The sequence below is a fragment of the Arthrobacter sp. 10T425 genome (assembly GCF_056393985.1).
On the sequence record NZ_JBFTGZ010000002.1, the window covers coordinates 83,851 to 106,888 of the forward strand.

Below are 23,038 nucleotides of genomic sequence, written 5' to 3' on the forward strand. Positions count from 1 at the left end.
GCCCCACCGTGAACAGCCCCTTCGCCGAAGCCATCCTGAACGGATCGCTGCTGCTTGCCATTCCCGTCGCGCTGCTGGCCGGACTGGTCTCCTTCCTCTCGCCCTGCGTCCTCCCGCTGGTGCCCGGATACCTGGGCTACGTCACGGGACTGACCGGCGTCGACCTGCAGAAGCAAAGGCGCGGGCGCATGCTGGCCGGCATCGGGCTGTTCGTCCTGGGCTTCTCCGTGATCTTCGTGCTGCTCGGCGGCGCCTTCGGGCAGCTGGGCAGCTTCATCACGGGCTCGCAGAACATGTGGATCACCCAGCTGCTGGGCGTCCTGGTGATCGTCATGGGCGTGGTGTTCATGGGCGGCTTCGGCTGGCTCCAGCGCGATGCCAAGATCCATGCCAAACCCCCGGCCGGTCTCTGGGGCGCGCCCTTGCTGGGCATCACCTTCGGGCTGGGCTGGGCACCGTGCATCGGTCCGACGTATTCGGCCGTCCAGCTGCTTAGCCTCTCCGGCGGCTCCTCGGCGGCCAAGGGGGCGTTCCTGGCGTTCGTCTACAGCCTTGGGCTGGGAATCCCGTTCCTGCTGATCGCCCTGGCCGTGCGCCGCGGCATTGGCGTGATGTCCTTCTTCCGCAACCACCGGCTCGCCATCCAGCGCACCGGCGGCGGCATCCTGATCCTGCTTGGGATCCTGATGGCGAGCGGTGTGTGGGGCACCTGGGTCTCCGGGTTGCAGTACTGGTTCCAAACCGATGTGAATTTGCCAATCTGATGAGCGAGCGCGTGAACGAAAAGAAGAAGTCCCCGAAGCCCGAGGCCGTCCTGCCCACGCTGGGTCCGTTGGGCATGCTCCGGTGGGCGTGGACGCAGCTGACCAGCATGCGCACAGCCCTGTTCCTGCTCTTGCTGCTGGCCGTCGCCGCCGTGCCCGGCTCGCTGTTTCCGCAGCGCCCGGCCAACCCGGCGATCGTCACGCAGTACATCAAGGACCACCCGGACTACGGCTCGATCCTGGACTCGGTGCAGCTCTACGACGTCTACTCCTCTGCCTGGTTTTCCGCGATCTACATCCTGCTGTTCGTCTCGCTGATTGGCTGCGTGATCCCGCGCGCCATCGCGCACTACAAAGCGATGCGCTCCCAGCCCCCGCGCACCCCCGCCCGCCTGTCCAGGCTCCCCGAATACGGCACCCTGGTGATTCCGGCCGACGCCGGGATCCCGGCGTCGGCCGCCATCACCGACGCCGCCGAGCTGCTGAAAAAGCGCGGCTACCGCGTCGACGTGCGGGACCGCGGCGGCGCCCGCCCGTCCTTGGGCGCCGAGCGCGGCTTCCTGAAGGAAGTCGGCAACCTCGTCTTTCACACCGCGCTGATCGGAGTGCTGGTTTCGGTGGCGGCCGGCGGCCTCTTCGGCTACAGCGGGCAGCGCATCCTGGTGGAGGGCGACACGTTCGTCAACACCCTCGTCGGCTACGACCAGTTCACCCCCGGTACCAATTTCCAGAGCAGCCAGCTGCAGCCCTATTCGGTCCAGCTGGACAAGTTCGACATCACCTTCGACCGTGAATCGAAGGGCAAGTTCGGTCAGCCCATCGACTTCACCGCCGCCGTGACCACGAAGGAAAACCCGGACGCACCCGCCAAGAAGGAGGTGCTCAAGGTCAACGACCCCCTCAGCCTCGGCGGCACCAGCGTGTACCTCACCGGGAACGGCTACGCTCCCGTCGTCACGATTCGCGACGGCGCGGGCAATGTTGCCATGCAAGGACCCGTGGTGGCCAAGCTCCAGGGCGAGAACTACTACTCCTCCGTGGTGATCAAGGTTCCGGACGCCAAACCCGAACAGCTCGCCTTCGCCGGGTTCTTCCTGCCGACGGCGTTTGTCACCGACAAGGGCGTGTCCTTCAGCGGTGATCCGGAGCTCATCAACCCGCAGCTGACCCTGAATTCCTACTTCGGCGACCTCGGCCTGGACGCGGGCTCCCCGCAGAACGTCTTCGAGCTCGACGTCAAGAAACTGACGCCGCTCAACGCCCGCAACCTGGACACCAAGGGCATCGTCCTGGCGCCCGGGAGCAGCTACACGCTGCCGAACGGCAAGGGTTCCATCAGCTTCGACGGCGTCAAGCGCTACATCGGCGTGGACATCCACCACAACCCCGGCCAGCTGTACGCCCTGATCTTCGCGCTCCTGGCCGTGGCCGGGCTTGTGACCTCGCTCTATGTGAACCGCCGCCGTGTCTGGGTCCGCACCGGCACCCACGAGGACGGCCGCACCATGGTGGAGTACGGTCTCCTGGCCCGCGGTGAGGACCACCGCCTGGCCGGGGAGGCCGCGGCAATCCGGAAACTCCTTTCCGACGATTGGCTGTTGGGCGATGAGGCAACGACCGGCTCCCAGCCCGCTCCCAGCGCAACAGCGGATAATGACCGGGCGGATAAGGCCAGCACGGCAACAGGCAGCACCGGTGCCAGCGGCATGCACGCCGCTTCTGAAAAACCCGCAGAAGACTTCATCCAGTCAACAGCCGGCTCTTCCGAGTCGAAGAAGGATCAGTAATGCCGTTCTCGATCAACGAAACCATGGGCCAGTACAGCGAGCTGTTCATGCTGCTGGCCGCCGGCACGTACACGGTGGCGTTCATCGCCTTCGCCTGGGACCTGGCCAAGAGCAGCAAGACGCTGCGCGCGGTGGATCTCAAGGCCGCGGAGCTCTCCGGCGCGGCGGCCGAGGCCAATGCCGCGCGCGTTCCCGTCGGCGTCGGTGCGGGGGCCGCCGGAGCCGACGCCGCCCGCTCCGATGCTGACGTCAGCGGCCCGGCAGGCCGTGCCGAGCGTCCGACGTCGGCCACCTCCCGCCCCGGCACCGCCGCAGGCGCGGGCCAGACCGCCGACGGCAGCATGCGCTACGCCGGCGAGCGGCGTGCCCCCGCCCGCGTCGCCGTCGCGCTGACCGTCCTCGGCGCCGCGATTCATGCGGCCGGCGTGATCACCCGCGCGCTCGGTGCCGGCCGGGTGCCGTGGGGCAACATGTACGAATTCCTCACCACGGGCGCGTTCGTGGCCGTGGCCGTCTTCCTGCTGGTGCTGATCCGCCGCGACCTGCGCTTCCTGGGCACGTTCGTGATCGGCCTGGCCATCATCATGCTGGTTGCCGCCTCCATCGCCTTCTGGACCCCCGTGGGCCACCTCGTGCCGGCGCTCCAGAGCTACTGGCTGATCATCCACGTTTCCATCGCGGTAATGTCCTCGGCCCTGTTCACCCTGACCTTCGCAATGTCCGCGCTGCAGCTCGTGCAGTCGCACCGGCAGAAGACCATCGCCGCTGGCGGAGCCGACAAGCTCGGGTTCATGCGCCTGGTCCCGAACGCCCTGAGCCTGGAGAACCTGTCCTACCGCATCAACGCGATCGCGTTCGTCGGCTGGACGTTTACGCTCATGTTCGGCGCCATCTGGGCGGAGAAAGCCTGGGGCCGGTTCTGGGGCTGGGACACGAAGGAAGTCTGGACGTTCGTGATCTGGGTCGTCTACGCCGGATACCTGCACGCCCGCGCCACCCGCGGCTGGACCGGAACCCGTGCTGCGTGGCTGTCGATCGTCGGCTACCTGTGCGTGGTCTTCAACTTCACGATCGTGAACCAGTTCTTCAACGGCCTGCACTCCTACTCGGGACTGTAAGCCGCACCCCGGTCCATAACCGCACCCCGGTCCATAACCGCACCCGGGCCGGGTGCTTCCGGGTCCTTCCGGGACTGTGTGGGCCCGCGCTCTCTCGTTTTGCCACAGATGGCCGCTAAGCCGATGCGCTTAGCGGCCATTCGCGTCAGATCGGTACGCTGCACGGGGGTTGGGCGGTGCGGCATGGCATGAGGGTGCCAGGGTGCGTCTGCCTCGGCCGCGAGCTTGGGACGGCGCGTCTGGGCGCGGGCCCGGAGGGAGCTGTGTGGGCCCGCGCTCTCTCGTTTTGCCACAGATGGCCGCTAAGCCGATGCGCTTAGCGGCCATTCGCGTCAGATCGGTACGCTGCACGGGGGTTGGGCGGTGCGGCATGGCATGACGGTGCCAGGGTGCGTCTGCCTCGTCCGCGAGCTTGGGACGGCGCGTCTGGGCGCGGGCCCGGAGGGAGCTGTGTGGGCCCGCGCTCTCTCGATTTGCCACAGATGGCCGCTAAGCCGATGCGCTTAGCGGCCATTCGCGTCAGATCGGTGCGCTGCACGGGGGTTGGGCGGTGTGGCATGGCATGAGGGTGCCAGGGTGCGTCTGCCTCGGCCGCGAGCTTGGTACGGCGCGTCTGGGCGCGGGCCCGGAGGGGGCTGTGTGGGCCCGCGCTCTCTCGATTTGCCACAGATGGCCGCTAAGCCGATGCGCTTAGCGGCCATTCGTGTCAGGTCGGTGCGCCGCACGGGGGTTGGGGCAGTGCGCATGGCATGGGGGTCTCAGGGTGGTCTGCCTCGGCCGCGAGCTTGGGACGGCGCGTCTGGGCGCGGGCCCGGAGGTGGCTGCGCGGGCCCGCGCTCCGTCGGTTCGCCACAGATGGCCGCTAAGCCGCTGCGCTTAGCGGCCATTCGTGTCAGATCGGTGCGCCTGGGGGCGGGCACTGTGACGTTGCCCGGGCTTCGGGCCCGGGCCGGGAGTCCAGCCGCGCTCCAACAGCGCCGCACGCACCCGGGTAACCGCGGCCGGCTCCATCCCAGGGCCGGGCGGGGTCAAGTGCCATTGGGTCAATACGACCACGCGCCACCCGGCGTCCCTGGCGTTCTCATCCCGGAAGATGTCGCTGCGACGCTGGGCCGGACTGGCGTGATGCCCGCCGTCGTACTGAATCGCGATCTTTTCTTCTTCGTAGGCGAGATCCGGGTCCTGGATCCAACCGCCGGTCTCATCGAACATGGGCACGTTGATTGCGGGTTCGGGCAGGCCATGCCGAATCAGGAGCAGCCGGAGTTCGGTCTCCTTGGGGGAGTCCGTGTCGGCGCGTATCAGGGACCGGGCCTGCATAGCCCGCCGGTAGCCCGCTCTGCCTTGCTTCCCGGCCAGAAACGCGTCCAGCTCCTGGATCGTGGTCAATGGATTTCTCCGCCGCAGCAGGAAGTCCCCGGCGATCACCAAGTCATCGAGGCCTAGTATGCCTGCGAGATCGAACCACGTCCGCAGTGGGGAGGTGCAGCTAACCCTCACCCCAGCTACGATCTCCTCCGGTTCGAGTGCCTGCTGATGGCCCACCACATTCTTATGCCGCACCGCCCGCTGGCCCGGCCGACTCGTCAGATGGATGACAGCCAGGTTCTCCAAGGCCTGCGGCAGGGGAAATCCCCACAGCACTGCCGCTGACAGGTGGCTCACGATTGCGCCCGTCACGGCCGTCAGGGCATGCACACGTTTCACCAAACTGTCCGGGGTGGCGGCGGTCGCGCGCACCCCGTAACAGGGGCTGACGAGATCCCTGGCCCGGGTCCGTCGTCGCCCCACCCCGGCAGTGCGGGCCTCGGCCACGGTGAAGGGCTGGTTTCGAAGATGCGGGGGGAGCTCACTGGGCGGGCGCATACGGGCATTCTGCGCCCGCGCCGATGGGGCTTGGAGGTTATCCACAGCGCGGGCAGGGTGTGGGGGAGAAGTGGGCGGTGTGGGCAGCCAGGCACGGGCGCGGATGCGTGGCGGCCGTTTGCCGGAGGTGGCCGCTTGGAGCGTGGGATTCCGGCCATCTGCGGCGAACGGCCGCAGATGGATGCCCGGGATGACGGCGGGACGGGGGACCGCCGGAGATGGGAAGGGGCGTCTTGGCCCGGTGCGGGGACACGATGGCCCGAGGCGGTGTGGGCAGCAGGGGCGGGCGCGGATGCGTGGCGGCCGTTTGCCGGAGGCGGCCGCTTGGAGCGTGGGATTCCGGCCATCTGCGGCGAACGGCCGCAGATGGATGCCCGGAACGGTGCTACTGGACTGCTACGTGATTGTTACTTGACCTCGTCGGTGCCGGGCGTTCCGGCGTCGCCGGGTTCGTGGGCACCGCCGGCGCCTTCGCTGCCGCCGGCTTCCGCGTTGCCGGAGTCGTTCTTGCGGTCCTTGGCGTCGAGTTCTTCCTTGAGCTTCTTGAGCCTGTCGGCCTCGGCCTGGTTGCGGTGGCGGATCTCAAGGTTGCGCAGGAACTCGGGGTCGTCATCTGGCGCTACCGGGTGGCTGTAGGCGACCGGTGCGGTGTCCGTGGCGCGGGGGCGTCCCATGAGAAACCACAGCGTGGCGCCGACCACGGGGAGGAGGACCTGCACGAAAATCCAGGCGGTCTTGGAGATGCCCCTGGTCAGCCGCGCGTCAGTGCGGATGAGGTCCACCAGTCCATAGACAAACACGGCCAGTATGACGATCGGAACCACTACACGGAGCATACCTTCAGTCTAGCCGTCGGGCGCCTCGACGGCGCCGGTCACTATGCCCGGGTGCAGGCTGCCGGCACCGCGGACGAGGGGAGCGGGATGGCCGAAGCAGCGCGCCGTCCTGGCGGCTAAACTTGAGGCGTGGCTTTCCTCAAATACACCCTTATTCGACTGGCGCTGTTTGCGCCCTTGTTTGCGCTCTTTCTCTACCTGCAGCTGGGGGTGCTCCTGGCCGCCCTGTGCGCCGGAATGATGTCCTTCGCCGTCAGCTTCCTGTTCTTCCAGAAGCAGCGCGACGCGGCCACCGCAACGCTCCACCACCGGTTCTCGGGCAAGGCCAAGCCGATGCGCGGCGCAGGAGAGGTGGCCGACGCCGAGGCCGAAGACCGCCTCGTGGACGAGAACCCCGACATTGCCGTCCGCACGGACGACCGCCCCAAAGATTCCCGGCAACCGGGGGCCTGAGCCCGGGTTGGTCCACTGAAGCCCTGGAAGCCCCGGGAAACCGCGGCCCTGAGCCCCTGGGCTGGTCCCCTGAAGCCCTGGAAGCCCCTGAAGCCCCTGAAGCTCTGGAAGCCCCTGAAGCCCTGGAAGCCCCTGAAGCCCTGGAAGCCCCGGGAAGCCCGCGGCCCTGAGTCCGCGGCTTAGAAGCCCCCGGCTTAGAAGCCGTGGCTAAGGACGAGTCCGATTGAAAACAGCGCGGCGAAGCCGAGGTTGATTAGTCCGGTCTGCTTCAGGACCGGGATCAGGCTCTTGCGGCGCCGCCCGGCGATCATCAGCCAGGACGGCATGAGGCTGGCGGGGATCAGCAGGAGCACGATCAGCATCCAGGGCCGGGCGGGGGCCAGGACGATGACCAGCAGGATCGCGACGGCCAGCATCAGCACATAGCTTTCGCGCGCATGCTTGTCCCCGAGCCGCACGGCCAGGGTCTTCTTCCCCGCCTTCCTGTCGGTCGGGATGTCGCGGACGTTGTTGGCCATCAGCAGGGCGCACGCGATCAGCCCCGTGCCGATCGCCCCAATGATCGCGGCCAGGCTCAACTGCCCCGCCTGCGTGTACGTGGTGCCCAGCGTTGCGACGAGGCCGAAGAACACAAACACGAAGACGTCGCCCAGGCCGAGATAGCCGTACGGGTTCTTGCCGCCGGTATAACCCCAGGCGGCCAGCACGCAGCCGACGCCGACCAGGATCAGCCACCAGGCCTGCGTGATGATCACGAGGATCAGGCCGAACAGCATCGCCAGCCCGAAGGCTGCGAACGCGGCCCGTTTGACGTGCTCCGGACTGGCCGCCCCCGAGCCCACCAGCCGGAGCGGACCCACCCGGTCCTCATCCGTGCCCCGGATCCCGTCCGAGTAGTCGTTGGCGTAGTTGACGCCGATCTGCAGGAGCAGGGCGACCAGGGCGGCCAGCACGGCGTTCAGCAGGATGAACGAATCCATCTCGTAGGCGGCTGCGCTGCCGATCAGCACCGGTGCGATTGCGGCCGGCAGGGTGCGCAGTCGGGCGCCTTGGATCCATTGTGCGGCTGTGGCCACGGTCAGTACCTCGTTGGTTGGTTGAATGCTCGTTGGTGGTTTGAGTTGCCGGCCGGAAGCCGGAAGCGCTTGTCTATTTTCCCTGATGGAGGGCGTCCAGCCGGACCGTCATGCCCAGCCGGTCCGGTTTCCCGTTGGGCAGCATGAGCAGTTCCGCGGCGGGCAGCACGGTTTTCGGGGCCAGTGCGCCCAGCGACGGTGCCCAGGTCTGGTTCCGGCGGTCGGCGAACGCCGCCAGCCCTTCCGGGGAACTGTCGGCCACTGCGACGTACGCGGCCAGGGCGTGGCCCCACTCCGCGGACGGCACACCGGCGACAAAAGCCGCCCGCACGCCGTCGAGCTTTTCCAGCTCAGCCTGGACATGGGCGGCGGAAACTTTGACGCCGCCGGTGATGACGACGTCGTCGGCCCGGCCGAGCACGGTGAGCCGGCCGTCGGCGTCCAGTTCGCCGAGGTCATTGGTCCGGTACCAGCGGACGCCGTCCGCTTCGATGAACGCCGCTGCCGAGAGCTCTGGGGCCTGAAGATAGCCGGCGGCAATGGTTGCCCCGCCCAGCAGGATGCGGCCGTCGTCCTCCACCCTGACCAGGACGTCCTCGAGCGGGAAGCCGTCGTACACGCACCCGCCGCAGGTCTCGGACGAGCCGTAGGTAGTCACCACCCGCACGCCGGCGTCCCGGGCCGCGTCGAGCAGCTCCGCGGACGCGGGTCCGCCGCCGAGCAGGATGGCGTTGAAGCGCCGCAGCACCGCCAGCGTCTCGGCGGAGGGTGCGTCCAGCAGGCGCTGGAGCTGGGTGGGCACCAGCGAGGTGAAGCGGAGCTTGTCCGTGAGCTCCAGCGCCGCGGCGGTGAAGGCCTCCGGCGTGAAGCCGCCGGAGAGGTCCATGGCCCACGGGCGGGTCCCGGCAAAAAGCGAGCGGACCAGCACCTGGACGCCGGCCACATACTGGACGGGAAGGGCCAGCAGCCACTGGCCCTCGCCCTTGAGCGCAAAGGCGGTCGCCACAGACGAGGCCGCCAGGGCATCGACGGTCAGGACGGTCGCCTTCGGCGTGCCGGTGGACCCGGAGGTCCGGACCACGACGGCCGCGTCCTCGATGCCGGCCGTGTCAGGGAACCCCAGCACCGGCGAGCCGTCCGGCCCGGCGGAGAGTTCGACGGCGGGTCCCTCGCCGTGGAGGGCAGCAGCCAGCGCCTTGAGCGCAGGCTCGATGTTCATGGCTCCGGAAGTCACAGCGCGCCTTAGAAGTAGTACGGGAAAGCGGACCAGTCGGGATCGCGCTTCTCGAGGAAGGCTTCCTTGCCCTCCACGGCCTCGTCCGTCATGTACGCCAGACGGGTCGCCTCGCCGGCGAAGACCTGCTGGCCGGCCAGGCCGTCGTCGGCGAGGTTGAACGCGAACTTGAGCATGCGGATGGCCTGCGGGGACTGCCGGGCAATGTCAGCGGCGTACTCCAGGGCGACCTCCTCGAGGCGTCCATGGTCCACGGCCTCGTTCACGGCGCCCATCCGGACCATGTCCTCGGCCGAATATTCACGGGCCAGGAAGAAGATTTCCCGGGCGGACTTCTGGCCGATCTGGCGGGCCAGGAGGGCCGAGCCGTAGCCGGCGTCGAAGCTTCCCACGGTGGCGTCGGTCTGCTTGAACTTGCCGTGCTCGCGGGAGGCGATGGTGAGGTCCGAGACCACGTGGAGGGAGTGCCCGCCGCCGGCTGCCCAGCCGTTGACGACGGCGATGACTACCTTAGGCATGGTGCGCATGAGCCGCTGGACTTCCAGGATGTGCAGCCGGCCGGCGCGGGCGGGATCGATGGATTCCTTGGTCTCGCCGTCAGCTGAGTTTTGTACTACGTACCGGTACCCGTCGCGGCCGCGGATCCTCTGGTCCCCGCCCGAGCAGAACGAGTGCCCGCCGTCCTTGGGGGAGGGGCCGTTGCCGGTGAGCAGGACGGTGGCCACGTCCGGGGTCATCCGGGCATGGTCCATGGCGCGGTAGAGCTCGTCCACGGTGCCGGGCCGGAAGGCATTGCGGACCTCGGGGCGGTCGAAGGCGATGCGGACGGTGGGCAGGTCCCGGACCACCTCCCCGTCGGTGGAGCGCTCCACCTGCCGGTGGTAGGTCATGTCCTGGAAGTCGTCGAAACCGGACACGGTGCGCCACCGGGAGGGGTCAAAGACGTCGGATACCTTGGCGGGGATTTCGTTGCTCACAGTCCGAGTCTAGTAATCGCGTCAGCTGATGCAGAACTCGTTGCCTTCCGGGTCCGCCATGGTGTGCCAGGAATGCGGTCCCTGACTGGCAGACCAGAGGAACGTGGCGCCGCGCGCTTCAAGGGCGGCCCGCACGGCGTCCTTGTCCCCTCCCGCGAGCCGCACGTCCCAATGGACCCGGTTCTTGACCGTCTTTTCCTCCGGGACAATCTGGAACAAAACGCGGTGGGCGGGCGCCTTGGCGTCGAGTTCCTCGGGCGGCCGGATCGCGGCACCCTCGCGCCACACGAGCTTGCCCCGGTGCGTGGTGGTCTCCGCCTCCGTCGCGAAGCCCTGCTCGATCATGGAGTGGATGAAAACCTCATCCTGCGGCTCCACGGCCCATTCCAGGGTTTCGGCCCACCAGTCGGCGAGCTCGTGCGGGTTTTTGCAGTCGACGACTATCTGGATTTTCAGTGTCATGGGAAGAACCTACGACGTCGCGGCTCGCGGCGGTAGGGTTCAGGCGCCGCAAGGCACCGGAGGCCCTTGCGGCGTAAGGGAGTCCGCGATCCGCCAGATCGATCCATCCCAGGTCATCAGGTAGTCGAGCTTCCATTCCGAGCAGGACTGCCCGTCGGGCCCGTGCTGCGCGTCCTGAACGGTCCTCAGCCGGACGGACGCCGTGAGATCGGGTCCGGCAGCGGATACGTCCTCGACCTCCAGCGTGCGCCAGAAAGACGAGCCGAGCCCCTCCCGCCATGTCTCGAGTCCACCCATCCGGTCCTGCATCTCGGGTGTCAGTATGGCGAACGCGAGGTCGTATGCGCCGCGGTTGATGGACTGGCCATGAAATACCAGGCTCTGGGTGATGTTGGCGGCCTGCGGGTGATCGGAATTCACCGTAACGTCTATCGCGCTGGTGTCTGCCGGTGCCGGCAGGCCGCAGCTTGTCGGGGACAGCGAAGTGGTGCGGTTCTTCCAGCTCTCGACGGCGAGGACAGCCTTGCGGGCATCCACAGCGAAGGCCGTGCCTTCGGCACTGTAGTTGCCTTCGCTGCCTGCACCGAAAACCCAGGCCCGCTTGGAGCTCACGACTCCTGCCACCTTGCCGTCCATGGTCAGCAGCGGGCCGCCGCTGTTTCCAGGATTGATGGCGGCGTCGGTCTGGATCAGGTTGCTGACCGTCCTTGTGCCGATTGTCTGCTCCCGGTTCAGTCCGCTGACGCGTCCCGCGGTGAAGGTCAGGTCGGCGTCCAGGGGAAAGCCCAGCGCCGCCACGTCTTCGCCCAGTGCCGGGGGAGCGCTGACGAAGTCGAAGATGTGGCCGCTGACCGGGCGGGCGGTGCGCAAAAGAGCAAGGTCGGCCGCCTCATCAATACCGAGTACCTGCGCGCTCGAGATCTCTGTTCCGAGGCTGATGCTGATGGCGGCTTGGTCCTTCACGACGTGTGCGGCGGTGACGATGAGGTCATTCTCGATGAGGAAACCGGTACCGACGCCGCCTGCGTCGCACAGCGTGACGTTGATCTTTGCTACTCCGGAGCGGACACTCGCGACGGTGCCGGCCCACCCGCCCGGCTGTCGGCTTCCGGTAGCGACCGGGTCTGGTGCCGTGACGGCCGCCTGGCTGGTTGGCGGCGGGGTCGCCGGCGCTGCAGACGTGGCCGTTGGGGTGGCCGGTGCAGCCGGTGCAGTCGGTGCGGCGCCAGGAAGGGACACGCAGCCGCTCAGCGCGAGAAGTGTCGTCATCGCCGCAGCTGCCGGGAGTGCGAACATTCGGTGGGCGTGGGCTTTCATGGCAGTCCTCCCCAATACAAGGTTGCCGCTCCAGCCCTCCCAAACCATCGCGAAGTGCCCTCAAGATAACGCATGCGCCGGCGAACAACCAGAGGGGAGCCGGGTGCCATGCGCCGCCGCCTTGCTTCGGTTACCCCTGCACTTGCTGCAGCTGTTCGAGCACCTCGGGCGGAATGGCGTAGATGAAGATGACCGCCAGGAGGTTCTTGGAGGCGTGGACGAAGTAGGAGAACATCACGTTCTTCCCGGTCCAGACGTACACGAACACCAGGACGGCGCCCATGGCAAGGTACGGCATCAGCACCTGCAGGGTCATTTGCTCCTGGCCCACGATGTGCAGGGCCGCGAAGAGGACCACGGACATGATGCAGCAGACCCAGAGGTTGACCCGGCGGCTCAGTTTGCCGATCAGCAAATGGCGGAAAATGTACTCCTCGACGAACGGGCCGACCAACACCAGCAGGGGGACCATGAGCCAGACCGGGACCTGCTGCATGAGCGCCTGAAGGCCCGCCTGGTTGGCGGAGGTCTGCACCGGTCCGCTGAGGGCCACGAGAACCGCGGTGAGAATGAGCATCGCCACGACGGTCAGCGGCACCATGAGGGCCGTGAACCAGGGCCTTGTGGCAAGGACGCGGAGATCACGGACCGCAACATGCCGCGCGGCGGTCAGGGCAAGGACGCCGACCGTTGCGTAGAAGATCAGGTTCACCGCGTAGGACGCCACCGCAGGATTGGGCGATATCTGCAGCAGCAGCGGCTCCAGCAGGCTGCCCGCCACGGCGAATAGACCGGCCACGGCAACATAGAGTCCAACAGTGATGAAATCCAGCCGGGAGAACCGGTAAAGCTCCGGCTGCGGCGCGGGTGGTGTACGGAGAGCTGTGCCCATGCCCCCAGCCTAGTGCCGAGGCAGGAGGACGCGGTCCAGCTGATCCCCGGCGCCATCGCAGACCTGACGCCCGACGGCGGCACCCGCCTCAGTGCCCCAGGGCCTCAGTGCCCAGTGACGGCCGGCGGTGCCATACTGAGGACGCAAGCCGCCGTCGGGCAGGCTGGCACCTACTGCGAGGAATCCTTGAGCGAACATCTCCGCCTTTCGGGCGTATCCCACGGCTATGGGGACCGCCAGCTCTTTGCCGGCGTCGACGTTGCCATCACGGCCGGTGAACATGTGGCGATCGTCGGCGAAAACGGCGCGGGCAAATCCACACTGCTGCGGATCCTGGCCGGATTCGAGGCCCCGGACGAGGGCACGTCCGTCAGCCACGGCCCCGTGGGCTACCTTGCCCAGACCCACGGCCTGCCGGAGCTGTTCACTGTCAGCGACGCGATCGACGCCGCACTGGAATCGCTCCGCGCGCTGGAGGCCGAGCTGGACCGCCTGGAGGACGGGCTGGCCGGCGCGGAAGCTGACGAACTGGAGCACTACGGAAACCTGCAGACGCAGTACCAGCTCCGGGAAGGCTACGCCGCGGAATCCCGGGTGGAAGCGGCGCTGGACAGGCTCGGCCTGGGCGGGCTGGACCGGATGCGGACGCTGGGCTCGCTCTCCGGCGGGGAACAGGAACGGGTGGCACTGGCCTGCGTTCTCGCCGATCCCGCGGACATTTTGCTCCTGGACGAACCCACCAACCACCTGGACGCGTCCGGCACGGCCTGGCTGGAGGCGCGGCTGGCCGCGCACCGCGGCACTGTGGTGGTCGTCTCCCACGACCGCGTGCTGCTGCGCAAAGTGGCCTCAACCGTGATTGAGGTCGATGCCGAGCGCCGGTCGGTCAACCGGTATGGCAACGGTTACGAAGGCTACCTGCGGGAGAAGGCTGCCGAGCGCCAGCGCTGGGCACAGCAGTACCACGGGTGGCTGGACGCGATGGCGGCCGAACGGCTCCAGGCGGACACGGTTGCCGGCAAGATGGGCTACGCCCGCCAGCGCGACGGCGACAAGATGGGGTTCGACTTCAAGGCCGGCACGTGGCAGAAGGCGGCCACCAGCAAGGTCCGCAACGCCCGGGAGCGTCTGGGCCGGCTGGAGGCAAACCCCATTGACCGTCCCCCAGTACCCCTGAAACTGGCAACGGACCTGCGGGCGGACGTGGCCGAAGGCCCGGCGCTCGAGGCGAAGGGGGTCGCGGTGCCCGGCCGGCTGGAACCCACGGATTTCCGGGTGGAAGCCGGCCAGAAGATCCTCATTACGGGCCCCAACGGTGCCGGGAAGTCCACGCTGCTCTCCGTCCTCGCCGGCACGTTGGAACCGGCCCAGGGCAAAGTGGTGAGGCACGGCCGGATCGGTTATCTGCAGCAGGAGTTGGAACTCCCGCAGCGCCCGGGACTGCGGCTCCTGCCCGCCTTTGCCGCGGGCCTGGGCGGCAATATCGATGAGCACGCCGAGGCGCTGCTGCGCCTGGGGCTCTTCCGGACCAGCGAATTCCACGTGCCGGTGGGCAGCCTTTCCGCGGGGCAGCAACGCCGGCTGGCGCTGGCCCGGCTCCTGCTGGGCGGCTTCGGGACGATGCTGGTGGACGAGCCCACCAACCACCTGGCGCCCGTGCTGGTGGAACAGCTTGAAGCGGCCCTGTCCGAGTTCGCAGGGACACTGGTCATGGTCAGCCACGACCGCGCGCTGGGTGAGTGGTTCAGCACCTGCGCTAGGCGAGGGACGAGCCGAGAAACAAGGCACGGCGCCAGGCAGGAAACCGGGCACGGAAACGGCGCCGGTAACTGGCTCCGGTACTCGATTCGGGACGGCGCCCTGGCGTAGCAGAACGATTCGCCGGAGCCTGCGCGGACAAAATAGAACATTATTCTGCTATTTGGCAGATTTGGTGTCATTAATTAGGCATAGCGCCCGACTGCTGTTGCCCGCGTCACGGCCGGTCCGGGAATTCCAGTACGATGGATGAGCCGCGCGAGGGTTTGACTCCTTGTGAGGTTCGGTACATCTTGCTGTCCCACCGGGCCGAAACCCGAATGGAATGTAACCGAATCCCGGTCCCGTCCCGGCCATAATCCGACCTACAAGGAACCGTTGTGCCATCAATTACCCCCACAGAACTCCAGAGCGCGCCCGCGGAAACCGCCGTCGACTCGACCCTCAGCGCCGAGGGCTATAAGAAGACCCTGAGCGGGCGCCACGTGACGATGATCTCGATGGGCGGCGCAATCGGCGTCGGCCTGTTCATGGGCGCCGGCGGACGCCTGGCCTCCACGGGCCCGGCGCTGATCTTCTCCTACGCCATCGCCGGCGTGATCGCCTACCTGCTCATGCGGGCGCTGGGCGAGCTCATCATGTACCGCCAGACCTCGGGCTCCTTCGTCAGCTACGCCGGCGAAATGTTCGGCAAGAAGGGCGCCTTCCTCTCCGGCTGGATGTACTTCATCAACTGGGGCATGACCGGGATCGCCGAACTGATCGCGATCGGCCTGTACTTCCAGTTCTTCTTCCCCAACGTGCCGGTGGAAGCCTCCGCGATTGCCGCCCTCGCGCTGCTCGTGGCCGTCAACCTGCTCAGCGTCAAGGCGTTCGGCGAGTTTGAATTCTGGGCGTCCTGCCTTAAGGTCGGCGCCATCCTGATCTTCCTGGCCGTGGGCACCTTCATGGTGGTCACCAACGCCAAGGTCGGCACGGGCCACGCCTCAGTCGCCAACCTCTTCGCCGACGACGGCGGGATGTTCCCCAAGGGCGCCCTGGTGATGGTCCTCGTGCTCAACGCCGTGATCTTCGCCTACAACGGCATCGAACTCGTCGGCATCACCGCCGGTGAGATGGAAAACGCCAAGCGCGAAGTGCCCAAGGCAATCCGCGCCGTCGTACTGCGCATTGTGGTGTTCTACGTCGGTTCCGTGCTGCTGCTGGCCATGCTGCTGCCCTCGGACCAGTACAAGGCCGGCGTGTCCCCGTTCGTCACCGTGTTTGGCCAGATGGGCCTCGGCTGGGTGGGCGACGTGATGAACATGATCGTCATCACCGCCGCACTGTCCTCCTGCAACTCGGGCCTGTACTCGATCGGCCGTGTCTTCCGCACCATGGCCAACAACGGGCACGCCCCGCAGTGGCTCACCAGGATGTCCAAGCGCCACGTGCCGTACGCGGCCATCCTGGCGATCGCCGCCTTCTACCTCGTGGGCATCCTGCTGAACATCTGGCTCGGCGGCTCGCACGCCTTCGACCTCGCGCTGAACACCGCCTCGATCGGCGTGATCTTCACGTGGGGCGCCATCTTCGCCAGCCAGATCGCGCTGCGCCACCAGAAGGGCCGCGTCTCCAGCCTGCCCATGCCGGGCTCGCCGTGGACCAGCTGGGCCGGGCTGGTCGCGCTGCTGGCCATCACCGTGCTGATCGGCTTCGACACCATGACCAGCAAGACCGGCGAGGTCTTCCACCTGGGCCTGTGGACCCTGGCGACCGTCCCGTTCTTCGCCCTGGTGCTGTGGCTGGGCTGGCAGAAGGTCAAGAACAACGCGCCCAAGAGCGAGCTCTACAGCTAGGACCCACCGGTCCCGACGCGCGGCACGCAGAAATGCTACGGCGGCAGCCACCTGGAAAAGGTGGCTGCCGCCGTCGCGTTTAACTGCGCTTAATGCGGAGGGCCCTCAGTAGCTGGCGGGGGTGCCCTCGGGCTCAGCCACCGCATCCGGTGGGACGTAGTCGGCGGCAAGGGCCTCGGAGCCGCGGGCCAGGATGGACACATCGGCCCCCACCAGAACGAACGCCGCGCCGGCGGCCAGGTAGCCGCGGGCCGTTGCCGGGTTGAAGGCGTTCACGCCGGCAGGCTTCCCGGCCGCTGTGGCGGCGGCAAGGCAGCGTTCGACGGCGGCGCGCACCCGTGGGTGTTCCTGCTGGCCCAACAGGCCCATGGAGGCGGCGAGGTCGGAGGGCCCCAGGAAGATCGCGTCCACGCCCTCCACCGCCAGGATGTTCTCCACAGCGGCAACCGCGGCTTCGGATTCAATCTGGACCGTGACGCTGACGGTCTCGGAGGCGCGGGCGAGATAGTCGGGGATCCGGTTCCAGCGGGCGGCGCGCGCCAGGGCAGAGCCCACGCCGCGCACGCCCTCGGGCGGGTACCGGGTGGCCGCTACCGCGGCCTCCGCCTCGGCTGCCGAGTTCACCATGGGGATCAGCAGGTTCTGGACGCCCAGGTCCAGGTACTGCTTGATGAGCACGGTGTCGTTCACCGGCGGACGGACCACCGGATGGACCGGGTAGCCGTGGACGGCCTGCAGCTGGGCCAGGATGGATTCGAGTCCGTTGGGGCTGTGCTCGGCGTCGATCAGGAGCCAGTCCAGCCCGGACCCGGCGCAAAGCTCGGCTACCAGGGGACTGCCCGAACACACCCACATCCCGGCCAGCGGCCGGCCGGCAGCGCCGGTTTGGTTGCGCAGGGCGTGCTTGAAGGTTGCGTCGGGTTCTACTCGAAGCGGCATGTGATGCTCCCCAGGGGTCCGTAGTCGGCGTGCACGGTGTCACCCTTGTAGACCCAGAGGGGCCGGGTGAAGGAGCCGGCGAGGATGATGTCGCCGGCTTTCATGCCATCGCCGTGGGCGGCAATCTTGTTGGCCAGCCAGTGCACGCCGTTGGCCGGGTGGTCCAGGACTCCTGCCGCGACGCCGGTTTCCTCCACGGTCTGGTTCTTGTAGAGGATGGCGGAGACCCAGCGCAGGTCCACGGCGTCCGGGCGGACGGGGTTGCCGCCGATCACCATGGCGCCCATCGCCGCGTTGTCCGCGATGGTGTCCACGATGGTCCGTCCCTCCATTTCGATCCGGGAGTCCAGGATCTCCAGGGCCGGGACCACGTAGTCCGTGGCGTTCAGGACGTCGAAGATGGTGCAGCCGGGACCGGCGAGGTCCTTCTTCAACACGAACGCGAGCTCCACCTCCACCCGGGGATGGGTGTACCGGTCCCAGTCCACGGAGCAGCCGGTTTCCAGCACCATGTCATCGAAGATCGCGCCGTAGTCCGGCTCGGTGATGCCGGTGGCGGCCTGCATCGCCTTGGACGTGAGGCCGATCTTGCGGCCCACGAGGGTCCGTCCGGCGTCCTCGTTGCGGCGCCGCCACAGCCGCTGGACTGCGTAGGAGTCCTCCACCGTCATCCCCGGGTAACGGGTGGTCAGGCGGGGGACCGGAGTACGGCTGCGGCCGGCTTCCAGCAGTTCGTCTGCGATGGCCTCGATCGTCGCGGGATCAAGCACGCTAAACCTGCGCCCCGAGCTTGAAGCCCGTCGCTTCTCCGGCGGAGCCGTCCTCTTCCTTGCGGGTGTAGGAGAAGCCGTCGGCGCCCACGGTCACGGCCATCTCGCTCTTTTCCTCACGGACGATCACGGGCTGCGGGTTGCCGTCGAGGTCCAGGACCAGGGAGGCCTCGGTGTACCAGGAGGGGACCACGGGGTTGCCCCACCAGTCGCGGCGCTGGTTGTCGTGAACGTCCCAGGTGATGGTGGGGTTGTCCGGGTCGCCGGTGTAGTAGTCCTGGGTGTAGATCTCGATGCGGTGGCCGTCCGGGTCCAGGATGTAGAGGTAGAAGGCGTTGGAGACGCCGTGCCTGCCAGGGCCGCGTTCGATCCGGTCCGAGATGCGCAGGGCGCCCATCTTGTCGCAGATCTGGATGATGTTGTGCTTCTCGTGCGTGGCGAAGGCAATGTGGTGCAGCCGCGGGCCGTTGCCGCCGGTCAGGGCGGTGTCGTGCACGGTCTGCTTGCGGTGCATCCACGCGGCGTACGTGACGCCGTCGGAGTCCTTGATGTCCTCGGAGACGCGGAAGCCCAGGTCCTCGAGGTACGCCCGGCCGCGCGGGACGTCCGGGGTGACCTGGTTGAAGTGGTCCAGCCGGACCAGTTCGCCGGCGGAGTAGAGGTCGTAGCGCTGGGTAAGGCGCTCGACGTGTTCGGTCTCGTAGAAGAATTCGTAGGGGAAGCCCAGCGGATCCTCGACGCGGACGGCGTCGCCGATGCCCTTGGTGAAGCCTTCCTTGCGGCGCTCGGTGCGGCAGCCCAGTTCCTTGTAATAGGCCTCGGCCGCGTCCACCTCGGCCGGCGACTTCACCCGGTAGGCGAAGGCGGCCGCAGCGGCCACGGGCCCCTTGCGCAGCACCAGGTTGTGGTGGATGAACTCCTCGAGGGAGCGCAGGTAGATGGTGTTCTCGTCTTCCTCGGTGACGTGCAGGCCCAGCAGGTCCACATAGAACTGGCGGGACTTGGCGAGGTCCGTGACCACGAGTTCCAGGTAGGCGCAGCGGACGATGTCCGGGGCCGGGACAGTGGGGGTGGGGACGAAGTTGGTCATGGTGCTCTCTCTTCTTTGAAAGGGGTCTGGGTGGCGCCGGCGGGAAACTTAGGCGCCGAATTTGGGCGTATGAACGGTGCCCAGGGTGATGTGGACAGCCTGCTGGTCGGTGTAGAAGTCGATCGAGCGGTACCCGCCCTCGTGACCCAGGCCGGAGGCCTTGACGCCGCCGAAGGGGGTGCGGAGGTCGCGGACGTTGTGGCTGTTGAGCCAGACCATGCCGGCCTCGACGTTTTGGGAGAAGTTGTGCGCGCGGGTCAGGTTCTGGGTCCAGATGTACGCCGCGAGCCCGTACCTGGTGTTGTTCGCCAGGGCGAGGGCTTCCTCGTCGGTATCGAACGGGGTGATGGCGACGACGGGGCCGAAGATCTCCTCCTGGAAGATCCGCGCGTCCGGGGCGACGTCGGCGAACACCGTGGGTGCGATGTAGTTGCCCTCGGGCAGGTGGTCAGGGCGGCCGCCGCCGGCCAGCAGCCGGCCCTCGGACTTGCCGATCTCCACGTAGGAGGCCACCTTGGCGTAGTGCTCGGGGTGGACCAGCGCGCCGACCTCGGTCTTGGGGTCGTGCGGGTCACCGACCACGATGTTCCTGGCCCGGGCGGCGTACTTGTCGCAGAATTCCTCGTACACGGCGCGCTCCACCAGGATTCGGGAGCCGGCGGTGCAGCGCTCGCCGTTGAGCGAGAAGACGCCGAACAGGGCGGAGTCGATCGCGGCCTCAAGGTCGGCGTCGGCGAACACGACGCACGGTGACTTGCCGCCGAGCTCCATGGAGAGGCCCTTGAGGTTGGCCGCGGCGTTGCGGAAGATGGTCTGGCCGGTGGTGGTTTCGCCGGTGAAGGAGATCAGCGGCACATCCGGGTGCTTGACCAGGGCGTCGCCGGCTTCCTCACCGAGGCCGTTGACCAGGTTGAACACGCCGTCGGGGAGCCCGGCGTCCTTGAAGATCGTCGCCCAGAGCGAGGCCGAGAGCGGGGTGAATTCGGCCGGCTTGAGGACCACGGTGTTGCCGGTGGCCAGGGCCGGGGCGAGTTTCCAGGACTCGAGCATGAACGGGGTGTTCCACGGCGTGATGAGCCCGGCGACGCCGATCGGCTTGCGGTTGACGTAGTTGATCTGGGCGCCGGGGACCTTCATGGCGTCGTCGAACTGGGCCACGATCAGGTCCGCGAAGAAGCGGAAGTTCTCGGCCGCGCGCAGCGCCTGGCCCTTGGCCTGGGTGATGGGCAGGCCGGTGTCGAAGGTTTCGAGCTCGGCCAGGCGGGCCTCCTGGGCTTCGACGGCGTCGGCGATCCTGTTCAGGACCCGGGCCCTCTCACGGGGCTTCATCTTCGGCCACGGGCCGTTGGTGAACGCCTCGCGGGCCGCGGCGACGGCGAGGTCGATGTCTTCCTTCTGGCCGGCGGCGGCGGTGGCGTAGTTGGTGTTGGACACCGGGTCCAGGACATCGAAGGTCGCCCCGCCCACCGAATCAACGAATTCGCCGTTGATGTAGTGCTGGATGTGGTTGGGAAGGCCCTGCGGAACGTAGTGGGCGGTGGTTTCTGCGGCAGTAAACGTCATTGTTTTTCCTTACTGATAGTGCAACGCGGGGTCACTTACGGCCCATGCCGGGCGCCTTAATGGGCGCTAAGTGACCCCGCGTTGGTTTGGGCGAGGTACGCGTCCAGGGTGGCGCTGCGGTGGCGGCGGGCGGCCTTTTCGATGTCATCCGGGCTGGCGCCGGATTCGATGAGCTGCAGCAGCGCCTCGTGCTCGTCGACAGATTCGTGGGCCCGGCCCGGGACGAAGCGGAACGTGGAGGAGCGCAGTGACGCCAGCCGGTTCCAGCCCCGGTGGACGAGGTCCAGGATGTGCGGGTTGGGGCAGTGCTCGAACAGGACGCTGTGGAAGTCCTGGTTCAGCCGGGTGAACCGGACGGGGTCGAAGTGCTGCAGGCATTCGCGCATCTCGGCGTTGACTGCCCGGGCGCGGGCCACGTCCGCCGCCCCGATCAGCGGGGCCGAGAGTGCCGTTGCGGCGCCCTCAACGATGCTGAGGGTCTGCATCGTGTAGAGGTATTCGGTGGGGTCGATCCCGGACACAGTGGCGCCGACATTCCGCTCGAACTTGACCAGGCCCTCGGCCTCGAGCCGGCGGATCGCTTCGCGGACCGGCACCACGCTGACGCCCAGGTCCTCGGCGATCTTGGCCAGCACCAGCCGGTAGCCGGGGGAGTAGGTCCCGTCCACGATCCGGGCCTTGACGGCCGCATAGGCCTGCTCGGATTTGCTGCCGGAGGTCGCGGCCGGCGTGGCTGCGGCCCTGGCTGTCTCAGTCATGGGCCTTGCCTGCTTCCCATTCCTGGTACCGGGTCCGCCAGGCGGCGTTGAGCGGGTAGAGACCGTCCACGCTGTGGCCCTGCTGCACCATCTCGGCGATGAAGGTTTCCTCGCGTTCCTGCGCGATGGAGGCGTCCGCGAGCTCGTCGGCGAGGGCCGGCGGGATCACCAGGATCCCGTCGGCGTCCGCGACGATGATGTCCCCGGGCTGCACGGTGGTGCCGCCACAGGCGATGGTGATGTCCGTGTCCCACGGGATGTGCCGGCGGCCCAGGACGGCCGGGTGCGGGTTGGCATAGTACGTAGGCATGTCCATGGCGGCCACGGCGGTGAAGTCGCGCACGCCGCCGTCGGTGATTATGGCGGCGGCGCCGCGGACCTGGGCGCGCAGGGCCAGGATGTCGCCGATCGTGCCGGTGCCCTTTTCGCCGCGGGCTTCCATCACCAGGATCTCGCCCTCGTTGACGGAATCGATGGCCTTCTTCTGCGCGTTGAAGCCGCCGCCGTGGGTCGTGAACAGGTCCTCGCGGTTGGGCACGTAGCGCAGGGTCCGGGCCAGGCCCACGATCCGCCGCTCCGGGCGGGTGGAGGACAGGCCGTCGATGCTGACGTTGTTCAGGCCGCGCTTGCGTAGCTGGGAGGACAGGGTGGCCGTGCAGACGGACTCCAGTTTGGCCTTCAGTTCCGGGGACAGGCCCGGCATCCCTGACAGCTGGGCGGCGGCGAGGCCGGCCGCTTCACGGGAACCGTAGGCTTCCTCCCGCTGGAGATCATCGGTCTTGGGCCGGGCGCCGAAGGCCGCGAACGGCGTCGTGCCTTCCTCCACCCGGGTGACCAGCCGGCCGGTGGTGAGCCCGCCGCCGGCGGCGCCTCCCGTCGTCGCGCTGACTTCCACCTCGACGACGTCGCCCGGCGTGGCCACCGACGCCCCGGCAGGGGTGCCGGTGAGGATGATGTCGCCCTCTTCGAGGGTGAGCAGCTGGGACAGGTCGGCCACGAGCCGGGCGAACGGGAAGAGCAGGTCCACGGTGGTGTCGTCCTGGACCAGTTCACCGTTGTGCCACGTGCGGATCCGCAGTTTGGCGGGGTCGACGGCGTCTGCCGCGATCAGGCCCGGGCCCACGGGTGTGAAGCCGTCGCCGCCCTTGGAGCGGAGGTTGGAGCCCTTGTCCGCGTAGCGGAGGTCGTAGACGCCGAGGTCGTTGCTGGCGGTGACCCATTCGACATGGCTCCACGCGTCCTCGAAGCCCACGCGGCGGGCGGTCTTGCCGATGATCAGGGCGATCTCGCCCTCGTAGCCGAGGAGTTCGCAGCCGGCCGGGCGCTCCACGGTTGAAGGCGCTGATGCAGAACCGAGAGCCAGCGACGAGGACGGCTTCAGGAAGTAGGAGGGCTGCTCGGGTGTGCGGCCGCGCTGGGCTGCCCGGCTGGGGTAGTTGATATGCACCGCGATGACCTTGCGGGCCGCGGCCAGGATGTGGTCGGTGACCTGTTCCAAGTGTTACTCCTCATCGAGTACGAAATCGTATACGAAACACTA

At 67.7% G+C, this 23,038-nt stretch carries 20 protein-coding genes; 6 read left to right on the forward strand and 14 right to left on the reverse strand.

Translation table 11 applies throughout. The features are described 5' to 3' along the window. Window positions 1–8 precede the first annotated feature (8 nt). The 3 genes from AC1DDH_RS02655 to ccsB are packed head-to-tail and all read left to right on the forward strand — an operon-like array spanning window position 9 to window position 3,669. Window positions 9–764 (forward strand): cytochrome c biogenesis CcdA family protein, encoded by a 756-nt coding sequence (locus tag AC1DDH_RS02655; protein ID WP_028278104.1) that lies wholly within the window; start codon window positions 9–11, stop codon window positions 762–764. Beyond that, on the forward strand, window positions 764–2,551 hold the full coding sequence (resB, locus tag AC1DDH_RS02660) for a cytochrome c biogenesis protein ResB (protein WP_476954787.1): 1,788 nt from the start codon (window positions 764–766) through the stop codon (window positions 2,549–2,551). The genes AC1DDH_RS02655 and resB overlap by 1 nt, the downstream gene beginning before the upstream one ends. Then, the gene (gene ccsB, locus AC1DDH_RS02665) at window positions 2,551–3,669 is read left to right on the forward strand and encodes a c-type cytochrome biogenesis protein CcsB (protein ID WP_476855544.1); all 1,119 of its coding nucleotides are present in this window, start codon (window positions 2,551–2,553) and stop codon (window positions 3,667–3,669) included. Before resB ends, ccsB begins: the two co-directional genes overlap by 1 nt. Before the next feature lie 876 nt (window positions 3,670–4,545). On the opposite strand, the gene AC1DDH_RS02670 is transcribed toward ccsB, so the two are convergent. Together AC1DDH_RS02670 and AC1DDH_RS02675 are read right to left on the reverse strand one after the other, a co-directional pair. After that, window positions 4,546–5,535, reverse strand: a complete 990-nt coding sequence (locus tag AC1DDH_RS02670; protein ID WP_476954788.1) for a hypothetical protein — start codon at window positions 5,533–5,535, stop codon at window positions 4,546–4,548. Between the two features lie 407 nt (window positions 5,536–5,942). Next, window positions 5,943–6,371: a PLD nuclease N-terminal domain-containing protein gene (locus tag AC1DDH_RS02675; protein WP_476855546.1), complete on the reverse strand. Its 429-nt coding sequence runs from the start codon at window positions 6,369–6,371 to the stop codon at window positions 5,943–5,945. Window positions 6,372–6,500: 129 nt separating this feature from the next. On the opposite strand from AC1DDH_RS02675, the gene AC1DDH_RS02680 reads away from it, so the two are divergent. After that, entirely contained in the window at window positions 6,501–6,824 is a 324-nt protein-coding gene (locus tag AC1DDH_RS02680; RefSeq protein ID WP_476855547.1) for a DUF4229 domain-containing protein, read from the forward strand. Between the two features lie 194 nt (window positions 6,825–7,018). On the opposite strand, the gene AC1DDH_RS02685 is transcribed toward AC1DDH_RS02680, so the two are convergent. The 6 genes from AC1DDH_RS02685 to AC1DDH_RS02710 form a co-directional block, all read right to left on the reverse strand. Further along, complete coding sequence (locus AC1DDH_RS02685; RefSeq protein ID WP_028276409.1) at window positions 7,019–7,900, reverse strand: 1,4-dihydroxy-2-naphthoate polyprenyltransferase; 882 nt, start codon at window positions 7,898–7,900, stop codon at window positions 7,019–7,021. Window positions 7,901–7,973: 73 nt separating this feature from the next. Continuing rightward, window positions 7,974–9,119 carry an AMP-binding protein gene (locus tag AC1DDH_RS02690; protein ID WP_476954903.1) on the reverse strand — a complete coding sequence of 382 codons (1,146 nt, stop codon included), beginning with the start codon at window positions 9,117–9,119 and terminating at the stop codon, window positions 7,974–7,976. Between the two features lie 23 nt (window positions 9,120–9,142). Beyond that, entirely contained in the window at window positions 9,143–10,111 is a 969-nt protein-coding gene (locus tag AC1DDH_RS02695) for a 1,4-dihydroxy-2-naphthoyl-CoA synthase (protein ID WP_476954789.1), read from the reverse strand. Between the two features lie 21 nt (window positions 10,112–10,132). Beyond that, the gene (locus AC1DDH_RS02700) at window positions 10,133–10,573 is read right to left on the reverse strand and encodes a VOC family protein (protein ID WP_476870353.1); all 441 of its coding nucleotides are present in this window, start codon (window positions 10,571–10,573) and stop codon (window positions 10,133–10,135) included. A gap of 39 nt (window positions 10,574–10,612) precedes the next feature. After that, the gene (locus tag AC1DDH_RS02705) at window positions 10,613–11,842 is read right to left on the reverse strand and encodes a S1C family serine protease (protein ID WP_476850209.1); all 1,230 of its coding nucleotides are present in this window, start codon (window positions 11,840–11,842) and stop codon (window positions 10,613–10,615) included. 178 nt (window positions 11,843–12,020) lie between these two features. Next, on the reverse strand, window positions 12,021–12,782 hold the full coding sequence (locus tag AC1DDH_RS02710) for a CPBP family intramembrane glutamic endopeptidase (protein WP_223913638.1): 762 nt from the start codon (window positions 12,780–12,782) through the stop codon (window positions 12,021–12,023). 186 nt (window positions 12,783–12,968) lie between these two features. Here AC1DDH_RS02710 and AC1DDH_RS02715 point away from each other — a divergent pair, with 186 nt between their 5' ends. After that, a complete protein-coding gene (locus AC1DDH_RS02715; protein ID WP_476954790.1) occupies window positions 12,969–14,651 on the forward strand; it encodes an ABC-F family ATP-binding cassette domain-containing protein in 1,683 nt (560 codons plus the stop codon). A 269-nt stretch (window positions 14,652–14,920) separates the two neighbouring features. Next, on the forward strand, window positions 14,921–16,378 hold the full coding sequence (locus AC1DDH_RS02720; RefSeq protein ID WP_476954791.1) for an amino acid permease: 1,458 nt from the start codon (window positions 14,921–14,923) through the stop codon (window positions 16,376–16,378). A gap of 105 nt (window positions 16,379–16,483) precedes the next feature. Here AC1DDH_RS02720 and AC1DDH_RS02725 read toward each other — a convergent pair whose 3' ends face one another. Genes AC1DDH_RS02725 through AC1DDH_RS02750 form a run of 6 tightly spaced genes read right to left on the reverse strand, consistent with a single transcriptional unit; the run spans window position 16,484 to window position 22,996 of the window. Beyond that, complete coding sequence (locus AC1DDH_RS02725; protein ID WP_476954792.1) at window positions 16,484–17,317, reverse strand: aldolase/citrate lyase family protein; 834 nt, start codon at window positions 17,315–17,317, stop codon at window positions 16,484–16,486. Beyond that, a complete protein-coding gene (hpaH, locus tag AC1DDH_RS02730) occupies window positions 17,302–18,087 on the reverse strand; it encodes a 2-oxo-hept-4-ene-1,7-dioate hydratase (protein WP_476954793.1) in 786 nt (261 codons plus the stop codon). The genes AC1DDH_RS02725 and hpaH overlap by 16 nt, the downstream gene beginning before the upstream one ends. A gap of 1 nt (window position 18,088) precedes the next feature. Next, complete coding sequence (hpaD, locus tag AC1DDH_RS02735) at window positions 18,089–19,177, reverse strand: 3,4-dihydroxyphenylacetate 2,3-dioxygenase (protein WP_028276400.1); 1,089 nt, start codon at window positions 19,175–19,177, stop codon at window positions 18,089–18,091. A 48-nt stretch (window positions 19,178–19,225) separates the two neighbouring features. Next, window positions 19,226–20,740: a 5-carboxymethyl-2-hydroxymuconate semialdehyde dehydrogenase gene (gene hpaE / locus AC1DDH_RS02740; RefSeq protein ID WP_476954794.1), complete on the reverse strand. Its 1,515-nt coding sequence runs from the start codon at window positions 20,738–20,740 to the stop codon at window positions 19,226–19,228. 56 nt (window positions 20,741–20,796) lie between these two features. Then, complete coding sequence (locus AC1DDH_RS02745; RefSeq protein ID WP_026537409.1) at window positions 20,797–21,498, reverse strand: GntR family transcriptional regulator; 702 nt, start codon at window positions 21,496–21,498, stop codon at window positions 20,797–20,799. Continuing rightward, complete coding sequence (locus AC1DDH_RS02750) at window positions 21,491–22,996, reverse strand: fumarylacetoacetate hydrolase family protein (protein ID WP_476954795.1); 1,506 nt, start codon at window positions 22,994–22,996, stop codon at window positions 21,491–21,493. The genes AC1DDH_RS02745 and AC1DDH_RS02750 overlap by 8 nt, the downstream gene beginning before the upstream one ends. Window positions 22,997–23,038 lie beyond the last annotated feature (42 nt).